This window comes from Microbacterium sp. B19 (assembly GCF_000333395.1).
Classification (GTDB): domain Bacteria; phylum Actinomycetota; class Actinomycetes; order Actinomycetales; family Microbacteriaceae; genus Microbacterium.
Map to the genome: position 1 here is coordinate 1 of NZ_BADA01000291.1, position 15,598 is coordinate 15,598.

Genomic DNA, 15,598 nt, shown 5'->3' on the forward strand with positions numbered 1-15,598 from the left:
CGCGAGAGTGTCGAGCCCGGCGCGGTACGCCTCGGGATCGGGCGGCAGGCCGTCGCGGCGCCACCCGTCGCCCTCGCCGCGGGCGAGTTGCGCGTCGACGCGCGCGGCGATGTCGATCGCGGGACCGTCCTGCGGCACGACGAGATCGGCGATCTCCCGCAGGAGCGTGAGCTGCGCGAGGTCGAGCACGCGCGGCGCGTACCCGCGGTCGTCGGGCACCGCCCGGCGGTTCAGGATGCCACGCACCCGGTCGTCCACGCGGTCGCCGGCGATGAGCCGCGCCCACTCCTCCGGCACGACGGGTCCCGCGAGCACCTCGTCCGCCGTGAACGCGGCGATGAGTTCGGCGGCCTCGGCCGGACGCTCGAGCGGGATCATGTGCCCGGTGCCGGCGAGTGTGTGGAAGCGGGCGCGCGGGTAGACGTCGGCCAGCAGCCCGGGCTGCGCGGCGGCACCGAGGTCGGCGTCGTCGTCGCCCGCCAGCACCAGCACGGGGAGGTCGAGCGTGCCCACCTCGGCGCGCGCGTCCACGCGGCTGCCGTCCTCGAGCCAGGCGCGCCACGCCGTCGGCGACGTGCGGCGGAGGTCGGTGAGGGCGAGGCTCTGCGCGCCGGGGTCGAGCGGCCGCGCGGTGTTCTGGTCGATGAAGGTCTCGGCATCCGGTTCCGAGATCGAGCCGTCGGCGACCCACGACAGCATGAGCGCGCGCCGCTCCTCGTCCATGGGCTCGGGTCGCGGCGGCGACGGTGCGAGCAGCACCAGCCCCGCGAGCCCGGTCAGCGGCGCCTCCCCGCCCAGCACCTTCGCCGCGACGAGCCCGGCCATCTTGCCGCCCATGCTGTGCCCGCCCAGGATCCAGCGACCCCGGGCCCGCTGATTCAGGATGCCGATGACGTGCGCGACCGTGGCCTCGAGCGACGTGTCCGACGCGGCGGTCTCCGAGCCGAAGCCTGGGAGGTCGATGCCCTGCACGTCCACGCGGCCCGCGAGGGCGTCGCCGAGCCGCTGGAACGACCCCGCGCTCCCCCCGAGGGCGTGCAGGAAGTACAGGGTGGGGACGTCGTTCGGGCTCGGCATGCCTTCACGCTTTCGCACCGCCGTTGCCGGAATGGGCCGCTTGCGTCCCGAGCCGTTTTGCGCAAGGCGGCGCCTTGCTGCCACTCGTGCCGCAGCGGCGCGCCGGCGACCGTGTCATCCCATGTCCCACTTTTGGTCGTTGCGGGGGCCGCAAACCAGCAAATTTCGGGACATGGTCCGCGATAAGTGGGACGAGGGTGGATGCCAGGCCCCCGCGCTACGGCGTGACCATGCCGCCGTTCACGTTCAGGGTCTCGCCGGAGACGTAGCTCGACTCCGCCGAGGCCAGGAACACGAACGCGGGCGCGATCTCGGCGGGCTGACCGGCGCGCTGATACGTGCTCTCGTCGTCGAAGTGCTCCATCTGGTCGTCCGAGACGCCGTCGCTCACCTGGAGCGCCGACCACGTCGGCCCCGGGGCGACGACGTTGACCCGGATGCCACGGGGAGCGAGCTGCTGCGCGAGGCCCTTCGACAGGTTGTTGATCGCGGCCTTCGTCGCGGCGTAGTCGAGCCGGTCGGGGGCGGGGACGTACGCCTCGAGCGAGGCGGTGTTGATGATCGTGGCACCCGCGGGCAGGTGAGGCAGCGCGGCCTTGGTGATCCAGAACGGGGCGAACACGTTCGTGCGGAACGTCAGCTCGAACTGCTCGTCCGACAGGTCGTCGACCTTCTCGACCATGATCTGCTTCCCGGCGTTGTTGACCACGATGTCCAGGCCCCCGAGCCCCTCGACGGCCTCGGCGACGAGCGCGCGGCACGCGGCGGGGTCGGTGATGTCCGTCGCGATCGAGACGGCGGTCCGGCCGGCATCCCGGATCTGCTCCAGGACGTGATCGGCGTCGCGCTGCTCGGCCGGCAGGTGCACGATCGCGACGTCGGCGCCCTCGCGCGCGAACGCGATCGCGACCGCGCCGCCGATGCCCGAGTCGCCGCCGGTGATGAGGGCCTTCCGGCCCGTGAGGCGCCCCAGGCCGCGGTACGTCTTCTCGCCCAGGTCGGGGACCGGCGTCATGTCGGCCTGCACGCCCGGCTCCGGCTGGTGCTGCAGCGGCGGCTCGACGCGGGCGTAGCGGGTCACGGGGTTGTCGAAGGTGAACTGGTCGCGATCGGTGGTCATGCGCCCGACGTTAGGCACACGTCGCGCCGTGCCGCCCGGCCTTGACGGGTGCGGCCGAAGCGCTCAGCGCGCCTGTTCGACCTGATCGAGCACACGCGACACGCGCTCGGCCGACTCCCTCCACGAGTACCGCCGTGCGTTGCGCAGCCCCTCCGTGCGCAGCCGTCCGCGCAGCGCATCGTCCTCGACGATCCGCGTCATGGCGCGAGCGATGTCGTCGACGTCGTAGGGGTCGATCAACAACGCCGAGTCGCCGAGGACCTCCGGCAGCGAGGCCGCCCGGGCGGCGATGACGGGGCACCCGCACTGCTGCGCCTCGAGCGGAGGGATGCCGAATCCCTCGTACAGCGACGGGAAGACGAACGCGAGAGCGCCGCGGTACAGCGCCGTGAGCTCCGCGTCGTCGACGCGCCCGACGAAGCGCACGCGCTCGCCCGCGGGGGCGTACTCCTGTCGCGCGAACGCGCGCGTCTGGCTGCCGACGACACGCAGCTCGACATCGGGGTGCGCCGAGGAGAACCGCGCGAACGCCGTCAGCATCCGCGCGAAGTTCTTGTGCGCGTTCGGGGACGACACCGCGAGCAGATAGCGTCCCGATGCCACGTCGCCGGTCGGCCGGAATCGCCCGTCCGCGGCGTTCGGCACGACCGTGAACTTCGCGGGCGACGCTCGGAAGTGCGCGGAGATCTCGCCCCTCGAGAAGTCGCTCACGGTGAGGAGGTGGTCGCTGCGGGCGATGAGACGTGGCACGACGAACGTGTACAGGGCGCGGAAGCGTCGTCCGAAGCTCTCCGGATGCCGCAGCCAGGTGATGTCGTGGTGCGTCGACACCTGCGGGCGATACCAGACCGGGCCGGTGCTCGTGAGGTCGAGCAGCACGGCGTCCCGTCGCCGGGCGAACAGCGGAAGCTCGATCTGCTCCCACGCGTGGCCGGTGAGCCGACCCACACGGACGATGCGTCGCTCGTCGAACCCCGCCGTGTCGATGGGGCCACGAGGGACGGCCAGGACGACGTCGGACCGCTGGTCGAGCAGCTCGCGCGTGATCTCGACGGCGAATCGCTGGATGCCGGTCACCCCCTGCGTCAGAAACCGGGCGTTGACGACGATCATCGGGGTCGGACCCCTTCCCGCACGGCCGCGAGCCGGTAGAGAGCCAGCGAGTCGCGGCCGATCGCATCGTCCGTCAGGGCCCGCCGGGCCCAGGCGAGCGCCGCCGCCGACATCCGCTCCCTGAGCTCGTGATCGCGGAGGAGTCGCGCGGTCGCGTCGATCAGGGCGTCGTCGTCGCGGCATACGAAGCCCGTCACACCGTCCTCGACGCTGTCGCGATTCCCGACGACATCCGAGACCACGGCCGGGATCCCCTGCGCCTGCGCCTGGATGAGCGAGAGCGACATCCCCTCCCACAGCGAGGGGAAGAGCAGCACGTCCATCGAGTCGATGAGCTGCGCCAGCTCCGGCGGCGACACCCACCCGGTCACACGCACCGGCGCATCGCCGAACCAGCGTCGTTCGTCAGCGCTCGCCCCTTCGCCGATCCAGACGAAGTCGGCCTGGGCCGCAAGCGCGCGGGCGGCCGCGGCGAAGCGCCACGGGGCTTTCTGATGCACGACCCGTCCGACCATTCCGACGGTCGGGCGCCGATCCGGATCGCCCTTCCGCGGATTCCGCGACACGGACTCCGAAGGGATGCCGGTCTGCAGCAGGTGTGCCCGCGGGGCCCGCAGCGCTTTTCGGGCGATCGCGAACTCCGAAGGCGAGGTGAGGACGAGCGTGGATCGCTGCGCGAGGACCCGCTCGAGCATCCGGACGCCGTGGCGGACCGGCGCGGGCAGGTCGAGCCGGAGGAAGGCGAATCCGTGCGGTGAGAAGAACACGCGCTCGGCGGGGAGTCGGCGGCCGAGTGCCAGGCGGACGACGGCTCCGGCGATGGTCGAGTGGGCGTGGACCGCGTCGGCCCCCTCGGCCGCGTCGACCACGGCCCGCGACAGCGCGCGGAAGTCGCCGAGCCGTCCGCCCGTCGTCACCCGCCGCAGCACGACGCGATCGTCGAAACGCGCGTGGAGCGCTTCGTCGGTCGGTGTCTCCGGCCGCGGCGTGAAGAGCACCTCGACGTCGGCCCCCTCTTCCGCCTGGCGGCGGCTGATGCTGTCTACGAGGCTGAGCACACCGCTGCCCATCGCCTCGGTCACGTGCAGAATCCGCGTCATGAGGTCGTCATCCTGGTCCAGGTGTCGGCGATCCCCTCGGTGAGGGTCAGGTCGGGTTCGCGGGTCACCGACGCAGGACGACGGCCCGGAGGGAGCGGAGGTCGCGGCGGGCTACGAGCGCGAGCGCCGTGCCCACGACGATCACCCACACGCCACCTGTCGCCGCGAGCCGTGGGAGGGCGTCGAGGAGGGTGAAGAAGGACCGGTCGACGACGGATGCCACCGCCGCTGCGGCGACGAACACCGCCACCGGCCGCACCGACGCGCGGAGCAGGGCGGCGGACGGCACCCCGGCCCTGGGCAGCACGAGGAACGCGGCGGCCCACAGCACGAACTGTCCGATCGCGATCGCGCCCGTGATCGCCAGGGGGCCGAGGCCGGCCACCGCGACGACGAGAACGATCATGAGGATCCGGCCGACCGCTTCGCACCACAGCAGCAGCCCCGATTTCCCGGTCGCGACGAACGCCCAGTACTGCGGGTAACCCAGGGTCTGGAAGACCGCGCCGACCGCGAGCACCGGGACGTACTCGGCGGCGGCGTCCCACCGTGCGCCGAGCACGATGTGGATCGCGGGCTCGGCGGTGACGGCGAAGAGGCTGAGGTACGCGAGCACGGGGTAACTCAGCACGGTCTGGTACTTGGCGAGGCGGTCTCCGAGCGGGGTGGGATCGGAGGCGTCCGCCAGCGACGGGATGACCACGCGCGTGAGCGGCGTGATGAGCTGGTCGATCGGGAGATTCACCAGTTGTGTCGCCCGGCTGAAGAGACCCACGGTGCGATCGTTCGCCACCTTCCCGACCGCCAGCGTCCCGATCACGCTCGACACGTAGTTCAACGCGTGGACGAGGAACGTGTGTCCGCCGAAGGTCAGCAGGCCCTTCATGTCCGCGCCGCGCCGCGGCCATCCCGGATGCCACGGAGTCAGGGCCGCGGTGAGCACCAGCGTCACGACCGCGGCGACGGTCCCCTGCGAAGCGAGCGCGAGAGCACCCCCGCCCAGCGACGCGAGGACCACCGCGGCGCCGAGCCCCGTCAGGTCGCCGACGAGTTCCGCGGCGGCCAGCCGGCCGAGGCGTCCGGAACGGTTCAGCTCCACGCGGAACTGCGCGCTCATCGACCGCAGGGCGAAGGCGGGGGCCAGGACCGCGAGCACCGGCACGAGGAACCCGTTGCCGAAGACCGCCGCGAACGGCGGAGCGAGGGCGATGACGAGACCCGTGGCGAGGATCCCGATGAGGGTGTTGACCCAGAAGAGCGACGTGCGCTGCGCGGCCGTGAGCGTCGGGGCCCGCAGCGCCGCCATGCTGAGGCCGAAGTCGCCGAGCACGGCGGCGAAGCCGGCGAGCGTCCCGGCGAGGGCGACGATCCCGGAGTCGGCGGGCCCGACCAGACGGGCGAGGAGGATCATCCCCAGGAGTTGCGCGAGGTAGCGCACCCACTGAGCGCCGAGCAGAAGAGCTGCCCCGCGTCGCCGGGGTGCGACGACGATGCTCGTGGTCATCGCGCTCTCCTGGGGTTGTACGGTGTCGGCCGTGAGCACGCTAGCCAGTCGCCGAGATCCGTTCGCCGCGGCACCGGCGCCCAGGTCCGGGTTAGGTGATTCCCCGGTCGGGCGGCGCCTCGTGGTGCTGGTGCTGGCCGTGTATTCGTTGCTCGGGCCGCTCGTCGAGACACTGCTCACCGACCGAGCGCACTACGTCGAGGGGAAGACCGCCACGAACCCCGTGGTGGCGGCGATCGACGACATCGGCGGCATGATCGTGCCGATCGTCGCGGCATCCACCGTGCTCTTCGTCCTGCTGTACCGGCGGGTCTCGGGTGCGAGCCTCTTCCTGGTGGTGCTGCCGGGCCTGATGCTGACGGCCAACGAGTTCGTGCACGGTCGGGTGCCGACGTTCGGTCTGCTCCTGACCGCCGCGGCGGGTGCACTCCTGGTGAGCGTCTGGGTGAAACCCTCGGATCTCGTCGTGCTCGGCCACGTCGCCGGACTGGTCGCCGCCGGGTCGATCATCGCGAACTACGCGTCGCCCGCAACCGTCACGATCTCGGGAGGAACCGGCACGTTCGACAAGTCCCTCACCGGAGCGCCGTTGCTGGCGGGGATCTTCTCGCACTCGAACATCTTCGGGATGTTCCTGGCTCTGTCGTTGCCGTGCATCTTCCTCGTGCCGCGCGCTCTCGTGCGCTGGCCGCTGCTCATCCTGGTCGGCTGGGCGCTCATCCTGACATCCTCGCGAACGGCGCTGGTCGGAGCCGGGGCGATGCTCGCGGTCGTCGTGCTCTCGCGGCTCCTGCCGCGCGCCGGCTTCGTCGCCGTCAGCGTCATCGGCGCGATCGTCGCCGTCATCGCGGTGATCCGGATCCCGTTCGTCGAGACCGATCCCGAGGCCTACACGTACCGGGGCTCGATCTGGATCTACAACCGGGAAGCGCTCGGCGACCACTTCCTCTTCGGGCTCGGCGCGCACTGGTACGCCGACAACTACGCGGTGCTCCGGCAGGTGCTCTCCAGTGCCGCCAGCCACGCGCACAACCTGGTCCTGACCACGCTCGTGCAGGGCGGCGCGGTCGTCCTCATCCCGTGGCTCGTCCTGCTCGGCTTCGCGCTTGTCGGTTCCGCGACCGATCCGGTTCGCGCCTCGTCGGTCGCCGGCATCGCGTTCGTCGTCGGGCTCCTCGCGATGGGCGCGACCGAGACTCCCTTCCCTCTCCTCGGATGGGGGCCGCTGTCGGCCTCCGCGCTCGTGCCGCTCTTCGTCTTCGCCACGCGGCACCACCTCGATCGGGATCGGGCCGCCTTCGAGCCTGGAGCGCCGCTCACCCGCGCCGCGCGCCGCGGTCGCTGGGCCTGAGGGGATCAGAGAGTCGCGCGGCGGATGCTGCGCAATCCCCGCGCGAGGCGGTGCCATCGTGCGGTCGAGGGCGAGACCCCGGAGTCGCCCGCGTGCCGCGCCGAGGCGAGGACGACGTCGTCCGTGGGCCACACGAAACGCCCCAGCACGCGCACGCGCGTCCGCAGGGTCTCGCCGCGCAGCGCGACCCAGTAGGCGCGCACGCGGTCGGGTTGCGCGCGCCACGCCCAGTCCCGCGGAACCCCCTCGCGATGGCGGGCGATCGTCTCGGCGGGGAGAACCCCTCGCAGCTCGTCGGCCAGGACCGGCACCGCGCCGAGGTCGATGGCGCGCTCGCCGCTCCCGTCGGCGGCCGCGAGCAACGCGACGGCGGTCGCCGAGGCCGCAGCCGACCGAGGTCCGGCGCCGATCTCGGGCCGCACGGCGTGGACCGCGGCGAGCACCGCGTGGACGTCGGCCCGGGGAATGGACGCCTCGACACCCGCGTACACGACGTTCTCGGACCGGCGCGCGACGGCCGCGAACGCATCGGCATCGGCCAGCGTCAGGCCCGGAACCCTGCGGTGCACGTCGATCTCGCACCCCCACGCGCCGGGGGTCATGGTGGCCGTATGGTGCACGGACGTCCCCCGCCAGGGGTCGGGCTCCCGGCTCCACCCCCACGCGGCGAGGGCTGCCGCGAGTTCGTCCCACCGGTCGGGCGGGCACCACACGTCGACGTCGCCGGAGTGCTCGCGGTCGCGCAGCCCCTGGTGGTGGAGCGCCGGGCCCTTGATGAACACGCACGGGATGCCGCGGGCGGCGGCGCAGCGCGCGGTGAGGGCGTACGCGAGCTCGTGGAACGGCGAGGACAGCCGCGGCGCGGCGAGATGCGCGACCCGGGCCGGGTGCGACGGGTCGGGGGAGGCGATGCCCAGCGCGGTCATCGCTTCGAGCATCTCCCGCTCCGCGGCATCCGTCGGGGTCACGACACCGTCCACGAGCCGCCGCCACATCCGTGCCCCCTCGCCCGTGAGGCAGAACGGTTCCGCCGGCTCGGCGGGCAGTACCAGCACCTCGGCGCCGTCGGCGAACATCTCGACGCCGGTGACGTCGAGAGCGCCGGAGGCGATCGCGACCCAGCCGGCCGGAGAAGGCGGCGCAGCGGTCATGGGGCCTCTCGGGTGAGGAACGGGCCCGTCCACTCTGACCCGCTCCCGGGGCCCCGCGCGGCGTCGGTCGCCGCGCGACCCGGGCCCGGCACGCGTCCTTCACCCGTGCGCTCGCCCGACACCCAACCGCCGGTCACGTGTGCATGGCTCCCACCGAGGTTCGGCCGGGGCCGTCGCTCGCGCGATCGGTCCGGGCCGAACCCGGTCGGGGTGGTGTCAGGACGCGCGGCGACGACGCGCCCGGATCAGGCCACCGGCGATCAGCGCGACGAGACCCGTGAGAGCGAGGGCCGCGGGTGCCCCATCGCTTCCCGTGGCGGCGAGGGCGCCGGAGCGGGTCTCGCCGCGACCCGCCGCAGCCGCGGGCGAAGCGGACGGCGTCGGGCTCGCGCTTGCGGTCGGACCCGGCGTCGGGCTCGCGCTTCCGGTCGGTTCCGGGGTCGGCGTCGGCGTTGGACCGGCCGCGATCGTCACGCGCGCGACGACCGTGCGGTTCTCCGGTGCCACCTCCTGGTCCTTCGACAGCGTCAGATCGAGCCGTCCGTCGGCGCGGACGTTCACCGACTGGAACCACGTGTTGCGGTCCGGGTCGAACAGCCCCCCGGCGCCGGCCGGGTCGGTCGCGGTGTGCGGGTCGGGGTACGGACGGGCGTGGTAGGCGAGCAGCAGGTTGCCGGTGGCATCCACGACGAACGAGTCGTGACCCGTACCGGCCGTCTCTTTCGTGGCCTTCGTCTCGTCGGCGGCGAGGCGACCCTCGAAGGTGTCGTTCGTGTCGAGGACCGGGAACGGCGTCTGCGCCCAGCTGGCCGGGTCCGTCAGTGGAGCGTCGGCCTTCGCCGTGAGCAGGCCGAGGGCGTAGTACTTGTCGACGGTCCCGCCGGAGTAGGTGAGATACACCCGTCCGCCGTGCTCGATCATGTACGGCGCCTCGACGACCGCCTGGTCCGCGCCTTCGTCGGTGTCGGTCGGGGTGGGCGCCTGCTTGCCCCGCTCCCACGGCTGGCTGGTCGTGTAGACCGTCGACAGCTGTCCATCGAGCAGGGGCACGACTCCGTCGCCCCCGCGCGCTTTGCCGACGAGGATGCGGTTGCCGTTCGGCATGACCCAGTACCCCTGGGTCGCGCCGTTCTCCTCGCGCTCGAAGTACGTCACGTCGAACGCCGCGCCGTCGAGGACGACCGGCTCGCCCCAGTTGCTCTCGTCGAAGAAGCCGCCGGCGGCGATGGATGCCGTGTCTCCGGTGTACGGGATCAGGACGGTGTTGTCGCACCAGCCGCCGGTCTGCGCGAAGCCCCGGTTCATGCCGGCGACGATCCACCAGCGCCCGTTGATCCTGTGGAACTCCTGCGCCCAGATGAAGCCGCCCCAGCCGAAGAACGTGTTCGGGTACTGCGCCTCTCGACCGACGGTGCCGTTGTCGGGGTCGATCACGATCTGCTCCGGAGCGTCGGCGAGGCCGTCCAGCGTCGTCGCGCGCTTCAGACCGATCTTGCGGTAGCTGCTCGCCTCGTCGATGCGGCCGTTCGACGGCTCACCGTAGTGCGAACCGGTGAGGTAGTAGTAGCCGTCGTCGGGGTTGAAGAACACGTGCGGATCGGCGCGGGCATCCGAGACCATGCGCTGCGCGTGCTGCTGCACCGTCCCGGTGATCTCGTACGTTCCACCCCCTCGCCCGGCGGCCTCGGCGATCTGCGCGGCATCCCACTCCACCGGCAGCGCCTTCGTGCTGCCGTCGTTGTAGGTCATCGTCACGGTTCCCGGGAGCGCGCCGCGGACATCGCCGACCGTCGCTCCGGTTGCGGCCTCGACCGCGACGGCATCCACGCCCGTGTTCTGCAGGTCGACGTACTCGTCGACGAAGGCGGAGTACTGCGGAGCCGTGAGGGGCACGGCGGTGACATCGGACGCCCACGCGGGCAGCCCGGTGCCGTCCGCGCCGAGGCGCCGCACGTCGGCGAGGGTCGGCGACGTCACGGTCGCCGACGCGTCCAGGGCCGACAGGGCGGCGCTGCGTCCCTCGCCGCTGCCGAGGTCGGTCCACAGGACGCGGTAGCCGCCGCCGGGTTCGACCACGATGCGCGGCGCGGAGACGATGCCTCCGCCCAGGTCGATCACCTGCTGGTCGTCGAACGTGCGATCGTCGGTCGAGCGCCAGACGTAGATGCGGCTGGTCGAGTCGTTCTGCGACGCCACGACGCCGAGGTGCCCGTCGGCGTCGCGGAAGAAGCTCGGTGTGCCCATCTGCGCCCAGGGTTTGGCGGCCTGGGTGTCGTCCCACCGACGGAGAGGATCGCCTGGCCGCGGTTGAGCGGCGTCCACGCCGTCGTGCCGGCTGCGCGCGCGGCGACGTACAGGGCGTCGGAACGACGGTCGTCGGCGTAGGCGAGGGGATCGTCCTTGACGCCGTTCGTCGTCGTCACGGTCTTGACGTAGGCCGCGATCTCGCCGCTCGGTCGCTGGAGGGTCACCTCCCACGTGAAGGGATCGGCGTCCCCGTCGACGCGGGCTTCGAGGCGCGCGGCGACACCGGCGTCGTCGAGACCGGCCGTATCGACCGTGCCGTCGGGCGCGATGCGACCCGCGCCCGGACCGGAGGCGGACCAGGTCACCGCGCGACCGCGCACCTCGTCGGGCAGATCGCCGATCACGACCGAGGGGATGCCGAGGGCCGCACGATCGTCGACGGGGGCGCCCGTGACGCCCAGCTCGGCCGGCGTGAGGGCGCGGTCGTAGACCCGGAGGTCGTCGATGAGGCCGGAGAAGTACTCTCCGCCGCCCCAGTTGCCCTTGCCGACCTGGAGCACTCCGCCGTCCTGCCCCAGGATCGCGCTGAGCGCTTCGCCGGTGAGGTTCGCGGCGACCAGCTCGTGATCGACGTAGAGCCGCCCGGTCTCGCCGGAGAGGACGAGATCGACGTGCTTCCACGCCCCGCCGGCGGGCGCGGTGAGGTTGCCCGAGGCGTCGCGCCCTGCCGTGTTCAGGTAGCGCTCCACGACGAGACCGTCGGCGCGATCGAGGACACCGAGGTAACGCTCTCGCCCGTAGGTCTGCGGGGTGTTCGCGGAAGCCGCGAACACCGCCCAGCCGACGTTGCCCTGCGCGTCGGGACGGCTGTCGTACGAGATCGTCACATTGTCGCGGCCGGCGAGCAGCGCCCCGCCGCCCGCGGTCTTCAGGTCGAGCCAGAACGCGGACGACAGTCGTGCGGCCGTGCCGTGACCCGGCTCGCCCGCCTCGAGGGTGGCGGTGCCCTGGACGTTCGCGCGCGCATCGCCGGAGACGAACGCGCCGTCCGTGGGGGCGGAATCGAAGTCGAAGGATGCCAGGGGTGCTGGCGCGACCGCCGGCGCGACCGCGCGCATCACGGGTGGTGCCGCCATGGCCGGGGCGCCGGCGGCCGAGGCTGCCAGCAGCCCGACGACACCGATGGCCAGGGGCGCGCACCGGCGCGCGGGGAGGGCGTTCCTCATCGGACGTTTCCGTTCTTCTCGTTGCGGCGCTGGCGACGGACGACGGCGAGGCCCGTCCCCAGGAACGCGAGCGTCAGACCCACCCACGCCGCCGCGAAGGGGATGTTGGCGCCCGTCGCGGCGAGCGATTCCGAGGTTCTCGCGGCGGACGGGCCTCCCGGCGCCTCGGGTGCGGGAGACGGGGCGCCGGGCGTCGGCGCGGCGCTCGAGGTCGGCTCGGGCGTGGGCGCGGGGCCGCCCTCCGGCACGATCGTCACCGTCATCTCCACCGAACGCAGCGCGGGGAGCACCTGCTCGTCCTTCGTCATGTCCAGGATCGGCCGATCGCCGGTCGCCCAGTGGATGCGCCCGATGCGGGTGTCGCGCCCGTTCCCCGCGACCCCGTCGCCCCACGTGTGGTAGACGAACAGCTCGTTGCCGTCGTCGTCCGTGGTGACCGCGCCGTGCCCCGGCCCCTGGGGGTAGGTCAGGTAGTCCCAGACCCCGGCCGGCATCGGCACGCTCTTCATGATCGGGGTGGTGAACTTGTGCCAGTTGTCGATGTCCGTGAGGTCGCTGGTGGCGTCCGCCCAGACCGCACCGACGACGTAGCGCGGGCTGACGCCGTCGCTCGAGTAGACGAGGTAGATCCTTCCGTCGCGCTCGACCGCGAACCCGCCCTCGGCGAGGCGGAGCTCCCACGACAGCGAGGGAGAGATGACGGGCTTCTCCTCGCCGAGGATGCGCGTGGGGTTCTGCGGGTCGACCTCCGCGATCCACGTGAGCGGGTCGCCGAAACCGGGGGAGATGTACCGCTGCGACCAGGCGTAGTACGCCTTGCCGTTCGCCTCGAAGTACGTCATGTCGAGGCTGATGTTGCGGTAGCCGTCCCGGCCGAGGGGCTGACCCGCGGCGGTGAGGACCGCGGCCGGCTTCGACCAGTCGTCGGGGTTGCCCGGGTCTCCGCCGTCCTTCAGCTGCATGATGTGCGACTGCACCGTGGTCCAGCTGCCGCCCTCGTTGGAGGTCGTGTCGTTCTCGTTGAAGCACGGGGAGAACAGGATCGACAGCTTCCCGCCGATCTCGTGGATCTCCGGTGCCCAGTAGCATCCGGCGATCGTCCGCCCGTCGGTCGTGGTGTCGCGCCGGGTGTAGCGATTCAGGAGGTCGATCTCGCGCTGCGCGCCGCCCGCAGCATCGGACAGGCCGTCGAAGGTGTCGGCGACGCGGATCGGCAGGTGAACCGAACCGATGTTGTCGTTGTTCGTGTCGTCGGTGGCGATGAACAGGTACTTCGTCGTGCCGTCGTGCTCGTAGCGGTAGATCGTCGGGTCGGCGCGGTTGGCGGCGAAGGGAACGGTGTAGTCCTTCTGGCGCACGGTTCCGCGCACCGTGACCGTGCCGTCCTTCGCGGCGCCCACGGCCGCGAGGTCGTCGGCGTTCCAGTCCACGGGCAGGTTCTCGGTGGAACCGTCCGAGTAGGTCAGGTCGGCGCGCTTCTGCCCGAGCGCCGCCGCTGCTGCGGTGTCGCCGGCGTCGATCGTGGCGGCATCCACCGAGACACCCGTGTTCACCACGCGGTCGTAGCGCTCGCCGAGCGCGGCGGCCAATGCCCCACTGATCGGCAGAGCCCCGGAGGGCTCGGCGTTGGCGACGCGGGTCCCGAAAGAGGTGAGCGAAGGCGTCGCCACGGTGGCGAGACCGCCGTCCGCGACGTCGCCGCGGTTCCCGGCCGACACGATCTGCGAGCGCCGGCCGTCGTTCAGCGGGGAGAACGGGTCGGCCACCAGCTCGGTCCGCGCGAGGTCGGTCACCGTCGTGCGGTGCGCGGCGCCGTCGTCGTCGCTCCACGACACGACGTAGAGAGACCGGGCAGAGTCCCAGACCGCCCGGGGCGAGATCACGCCGGCGGTGGTGCCGAGATCGATCGTGCCCAGTTCGTCGAAGTTCGAACCCCGGTCGTCGGAGGCGCGGAAGACCGTGGCTCCCGAGCGGGCCGTGGCATCCGGGGCTCCCGACGGGAACACCCGGGTGGCGATGAACCCGAGGCGCCCGTCGGCGAAGTAGAAGGGCGAGGGTGCGGCGATGCCCCGCTGATCGACGTTGTCGACGCCGAGGTACTCGCCCCGGGCGAAGACGACGCCGTAGTTGTCCTGCAGCGGCTGCGCCTCGTCGGGCGTCGCGCCGACAGCGAAGTGGATGCTGCGGGCCACGGTGTCCTGGTTGGCGTCGTGGTCGTCGGTGGGGGTGCGGGTGTACGCGACGAGGGCGCGTCCCGTCGCGGCGTCGAGCACCGACACCTCGAAGGTCTTCCGGAACGTGGTGCCGCCCCACGCCGCGCTCGCCGTGATCTGCGCCTTCGTGGGGGCCGCCCCGGTGTTCACCAGGGCGCCGTCCGACACGGCGTCGCCGGTCCACGTGAGATCGACGCCGGCGACGGTGGGGAGGGCGGTCCCGGATGCCACGACCGGCGGCACCACGAGGGTGTCGGTGAGGCGGGTGGAGAGCTCCGCGGCCGATTCGGCGAGGACGGTCACCTGCACGGGAGCGCCCGTGGTCTCGGTGCCCGCGAAGGAGGCGCGCGGGGTCAGCGTGACGGTCGCATCGGCCGAGCCGGGGGCGGGGCGGTGGACGGCTCCGGTCCCGTCGATCACGCCGGTGTCGCTCGAGGTCCACTGGATGCTCGATCCCTCGGCACCCGCCCGCGGGAGCGGGAGGTCTCCCGTCACGGCCGAGGTGTCGCCGAGGTCGATCGCGTTGAGGTCGCGCTGGACGATGGCATCCGCGGCCGGGGCTGCGATCTCCTGCACCTGCGCCGTCGAGAGCGCCGAGCGGTCGACGCGCACGTCGTCGATGGCCCCCGCGAACAGCGGATCGCCGGCGTAGAGGGACTTCCCGATGAGACCGGAGAACGTCGCCGTGCCGACGGTCGCCGCGCCCGTGGCGTTCGTCGGGGTGGATGCCACCCGCTCACCGTCGACGTAGGTTGACACGCTCACGCCGGACTGCAGGACGACGGCGACATGGGACCAGCGCGTCGCGGAGGCGGGACCGTCGTTCGTCGCGCGCTGCTCGCCGTTCTGCTTCACCGCGCCGATGAGGTTCCCGCCGCACTGCGGGGTGGCGAAGAGGTACCGCTGGTCGGAGCTGCCGAGGCTGTAGGCCCACGCGCACGACTGGTTGCCGCTCCATTTGATCCAGGCCGAGATCGTGACGTCGCCGGTGGCGGCGTCGGTGAGTCCGGGGGCGATCTCCGCGAACGCGGCTCCCGATCCCGCTGCCCCACCGGGCAGGGCGAGGGCACGGTCTCCGCCGCCGCGCGGACCCGCGACGATGGTCGCGCCGGTGCCGCGGACCGTTCCGGGATGGGTGCCGGCGCCGTCCGCGATCGTCGTTCCGGTGGGAGCGGCGCCGAGGGCGAGGTCGTCGAAGTCGTAGGAGAGGGCTGCATCGGGGGCGGCGGCGTACGCGGGGGCGATGCCGGCGACGAGACCGCCGCCGACGAGGGCGGCGGTCAGGGCGAGAGCCGCGGGACGGCGTGAACGCATCGGGGGGCCTTTCGGGCGCGAGGGGACGAGGGGACTCGTTCGCGTCGTGGGGGCGATCGCGGCCGCACGTCCTCGTGTCGGTCGGGGGGTCGAACGGGTTCGACGATTCGATTCCGACCGACCATAAGGACTTCACCGGGCCGAGCGCAAGGCGAATGTGAAGGCTAACGGGAATCTTTATC

At 72.3% G+C, this 15,598-nt stretch carries 10 protein-coding genes; 1 reads left to right on the forward strand and 9 read right to left on the reverse strand.

The genetic code is table 11. The features are described from left to right. The 5 genes from I5G_RS21840 to I5G_RS10450 form a co-directional block, all read right to left on the reverse strand. The coding region (locus tag I5G_RS21840; protein WP_022879004.1) for an alpha/beta fold hydrolase at positions 1-1,077 on the reverse strand (1,077 nt) is incomplete at its 3' end. Positions 1,078-1,294: 217 nt separating this feature from the next. Next, the gene (locus I5G_RS10435; protein WP_022879005.1) at positions 1,295-2,197 is read right to left on the reverse strand and encodes an SDR family oxidoreductase; all 903 of its coding nucleotides are present in this window, start codon (positions 2,195-2,197) and stop codon (positions 1,295-1,297) included. A 63-nt stretch (positions 2,198-2,260) separates the two neighbouring features. After that, a complete protein-coding gene (locus I5G_RS10440) occupies positions 2,261-3,310 on the reverse strand; it encodes a glycosyltransferase family 1 protein (protein WP_022879006.1) in 1,050 nt (349 codons plus the stop codon). Then, entirely contained in the window at positions 3,307-4,410 is a 1,104-nt protein-coding gene (locus tag I5G_RS10445) for a glycosyltransferase (protein WP_022879007.1), read from the reverse strand. Before I5G_RS10445 ends, I5G_RS10440 begins: the two co-directional genes overlap by 4 nt. A 64-nt stretch (positions 4,411-4,474) precedes the next feature. Next, positions 4,475-5,914: a lipopolysaccharide biosynthesis protein gene (locus I5G_RS10450; RefSeq protein WP_022879008.1), complete on the reverse strand. Its 1,440-nt coding sequence runs from the start codon at positions 5,912-5,914 to the stop codon at positions 4,475-4,477. A gap of 31 nt (positions 5,915-5,945) precedes the next feature. Between I5G_RS10450 and I5G_RS10455 the strand changes: the two genes are divergently transcribed. Beyond that, complete coding sequence (locus I5G_RS10455; RefSeq protein ID WP_187288826.1) at positions 5,946-7,265, forward strand: O-antigen ligase; 1,320 nt, start codon at positions 5,946-5,948, stop codon at positions 7,263-7,265. A 5-nt stretch (positions 7,266-7,270) separates the two neighbouring features. On the opposite strand, the gene I5G_RS10460 is transcribed toward I5G_RS10455, so the two are convergent. The 4 genes from I5G_RS10460 to I5G_RS24055 form a co-directional block, all read right to left on the reverse strand. Further along, positions 7,271-8,416 (reverse strand): nucleotidyltransferase family protein, encoded by a 1,146-nt coding sequence (locus tag I5G_RS10460; RefSeq protein ID WP_022879010.1) that lies wholly within the window; start codon positions 8,414-8,416, stop codon positions 7,271-7,273. Positions 8,417-8,632: 216 nt separating this feature from the next. After that, entirely contained in the window at positions 8,633-10,612 is a 1,980-nt protein-coding gene (locus I5G_RS24050) for a family 43 glycosylhydrolase (RefSeq protein WP_239642526.1), read from the reverse strand. Then, entirely contained in the window at positions 10,531-11,889 is a 1,359-nt protein-coding gene (locus I5G_RS26455; RefSeq protein WP_022879012.1) for a LamG domain-containing protein, read from the reverse strand. Before I5G_RS26455 ends, I5G_RS24050 begins: the two co-directional genes overlap by 82 nt. Next, on the reverse strand, positions 11,886-15,416 hold the full coding sequence (locus tag I5G_RS24055; RefSeq protein ID WP_022879013.1) for a LamG-like jellyroll fold domain-containing protein: 3,531 nt from the start codon (positions 15,414-15,416) through the stop codon (positions 11,886-11,888). The genes I5G_RS26455 and I5G_RS24055 overlap by 4 nt, the downstream gene beginning before the upstream one ends. Positions 15,417-15,598: the final 182 nt, after the last annotated feature.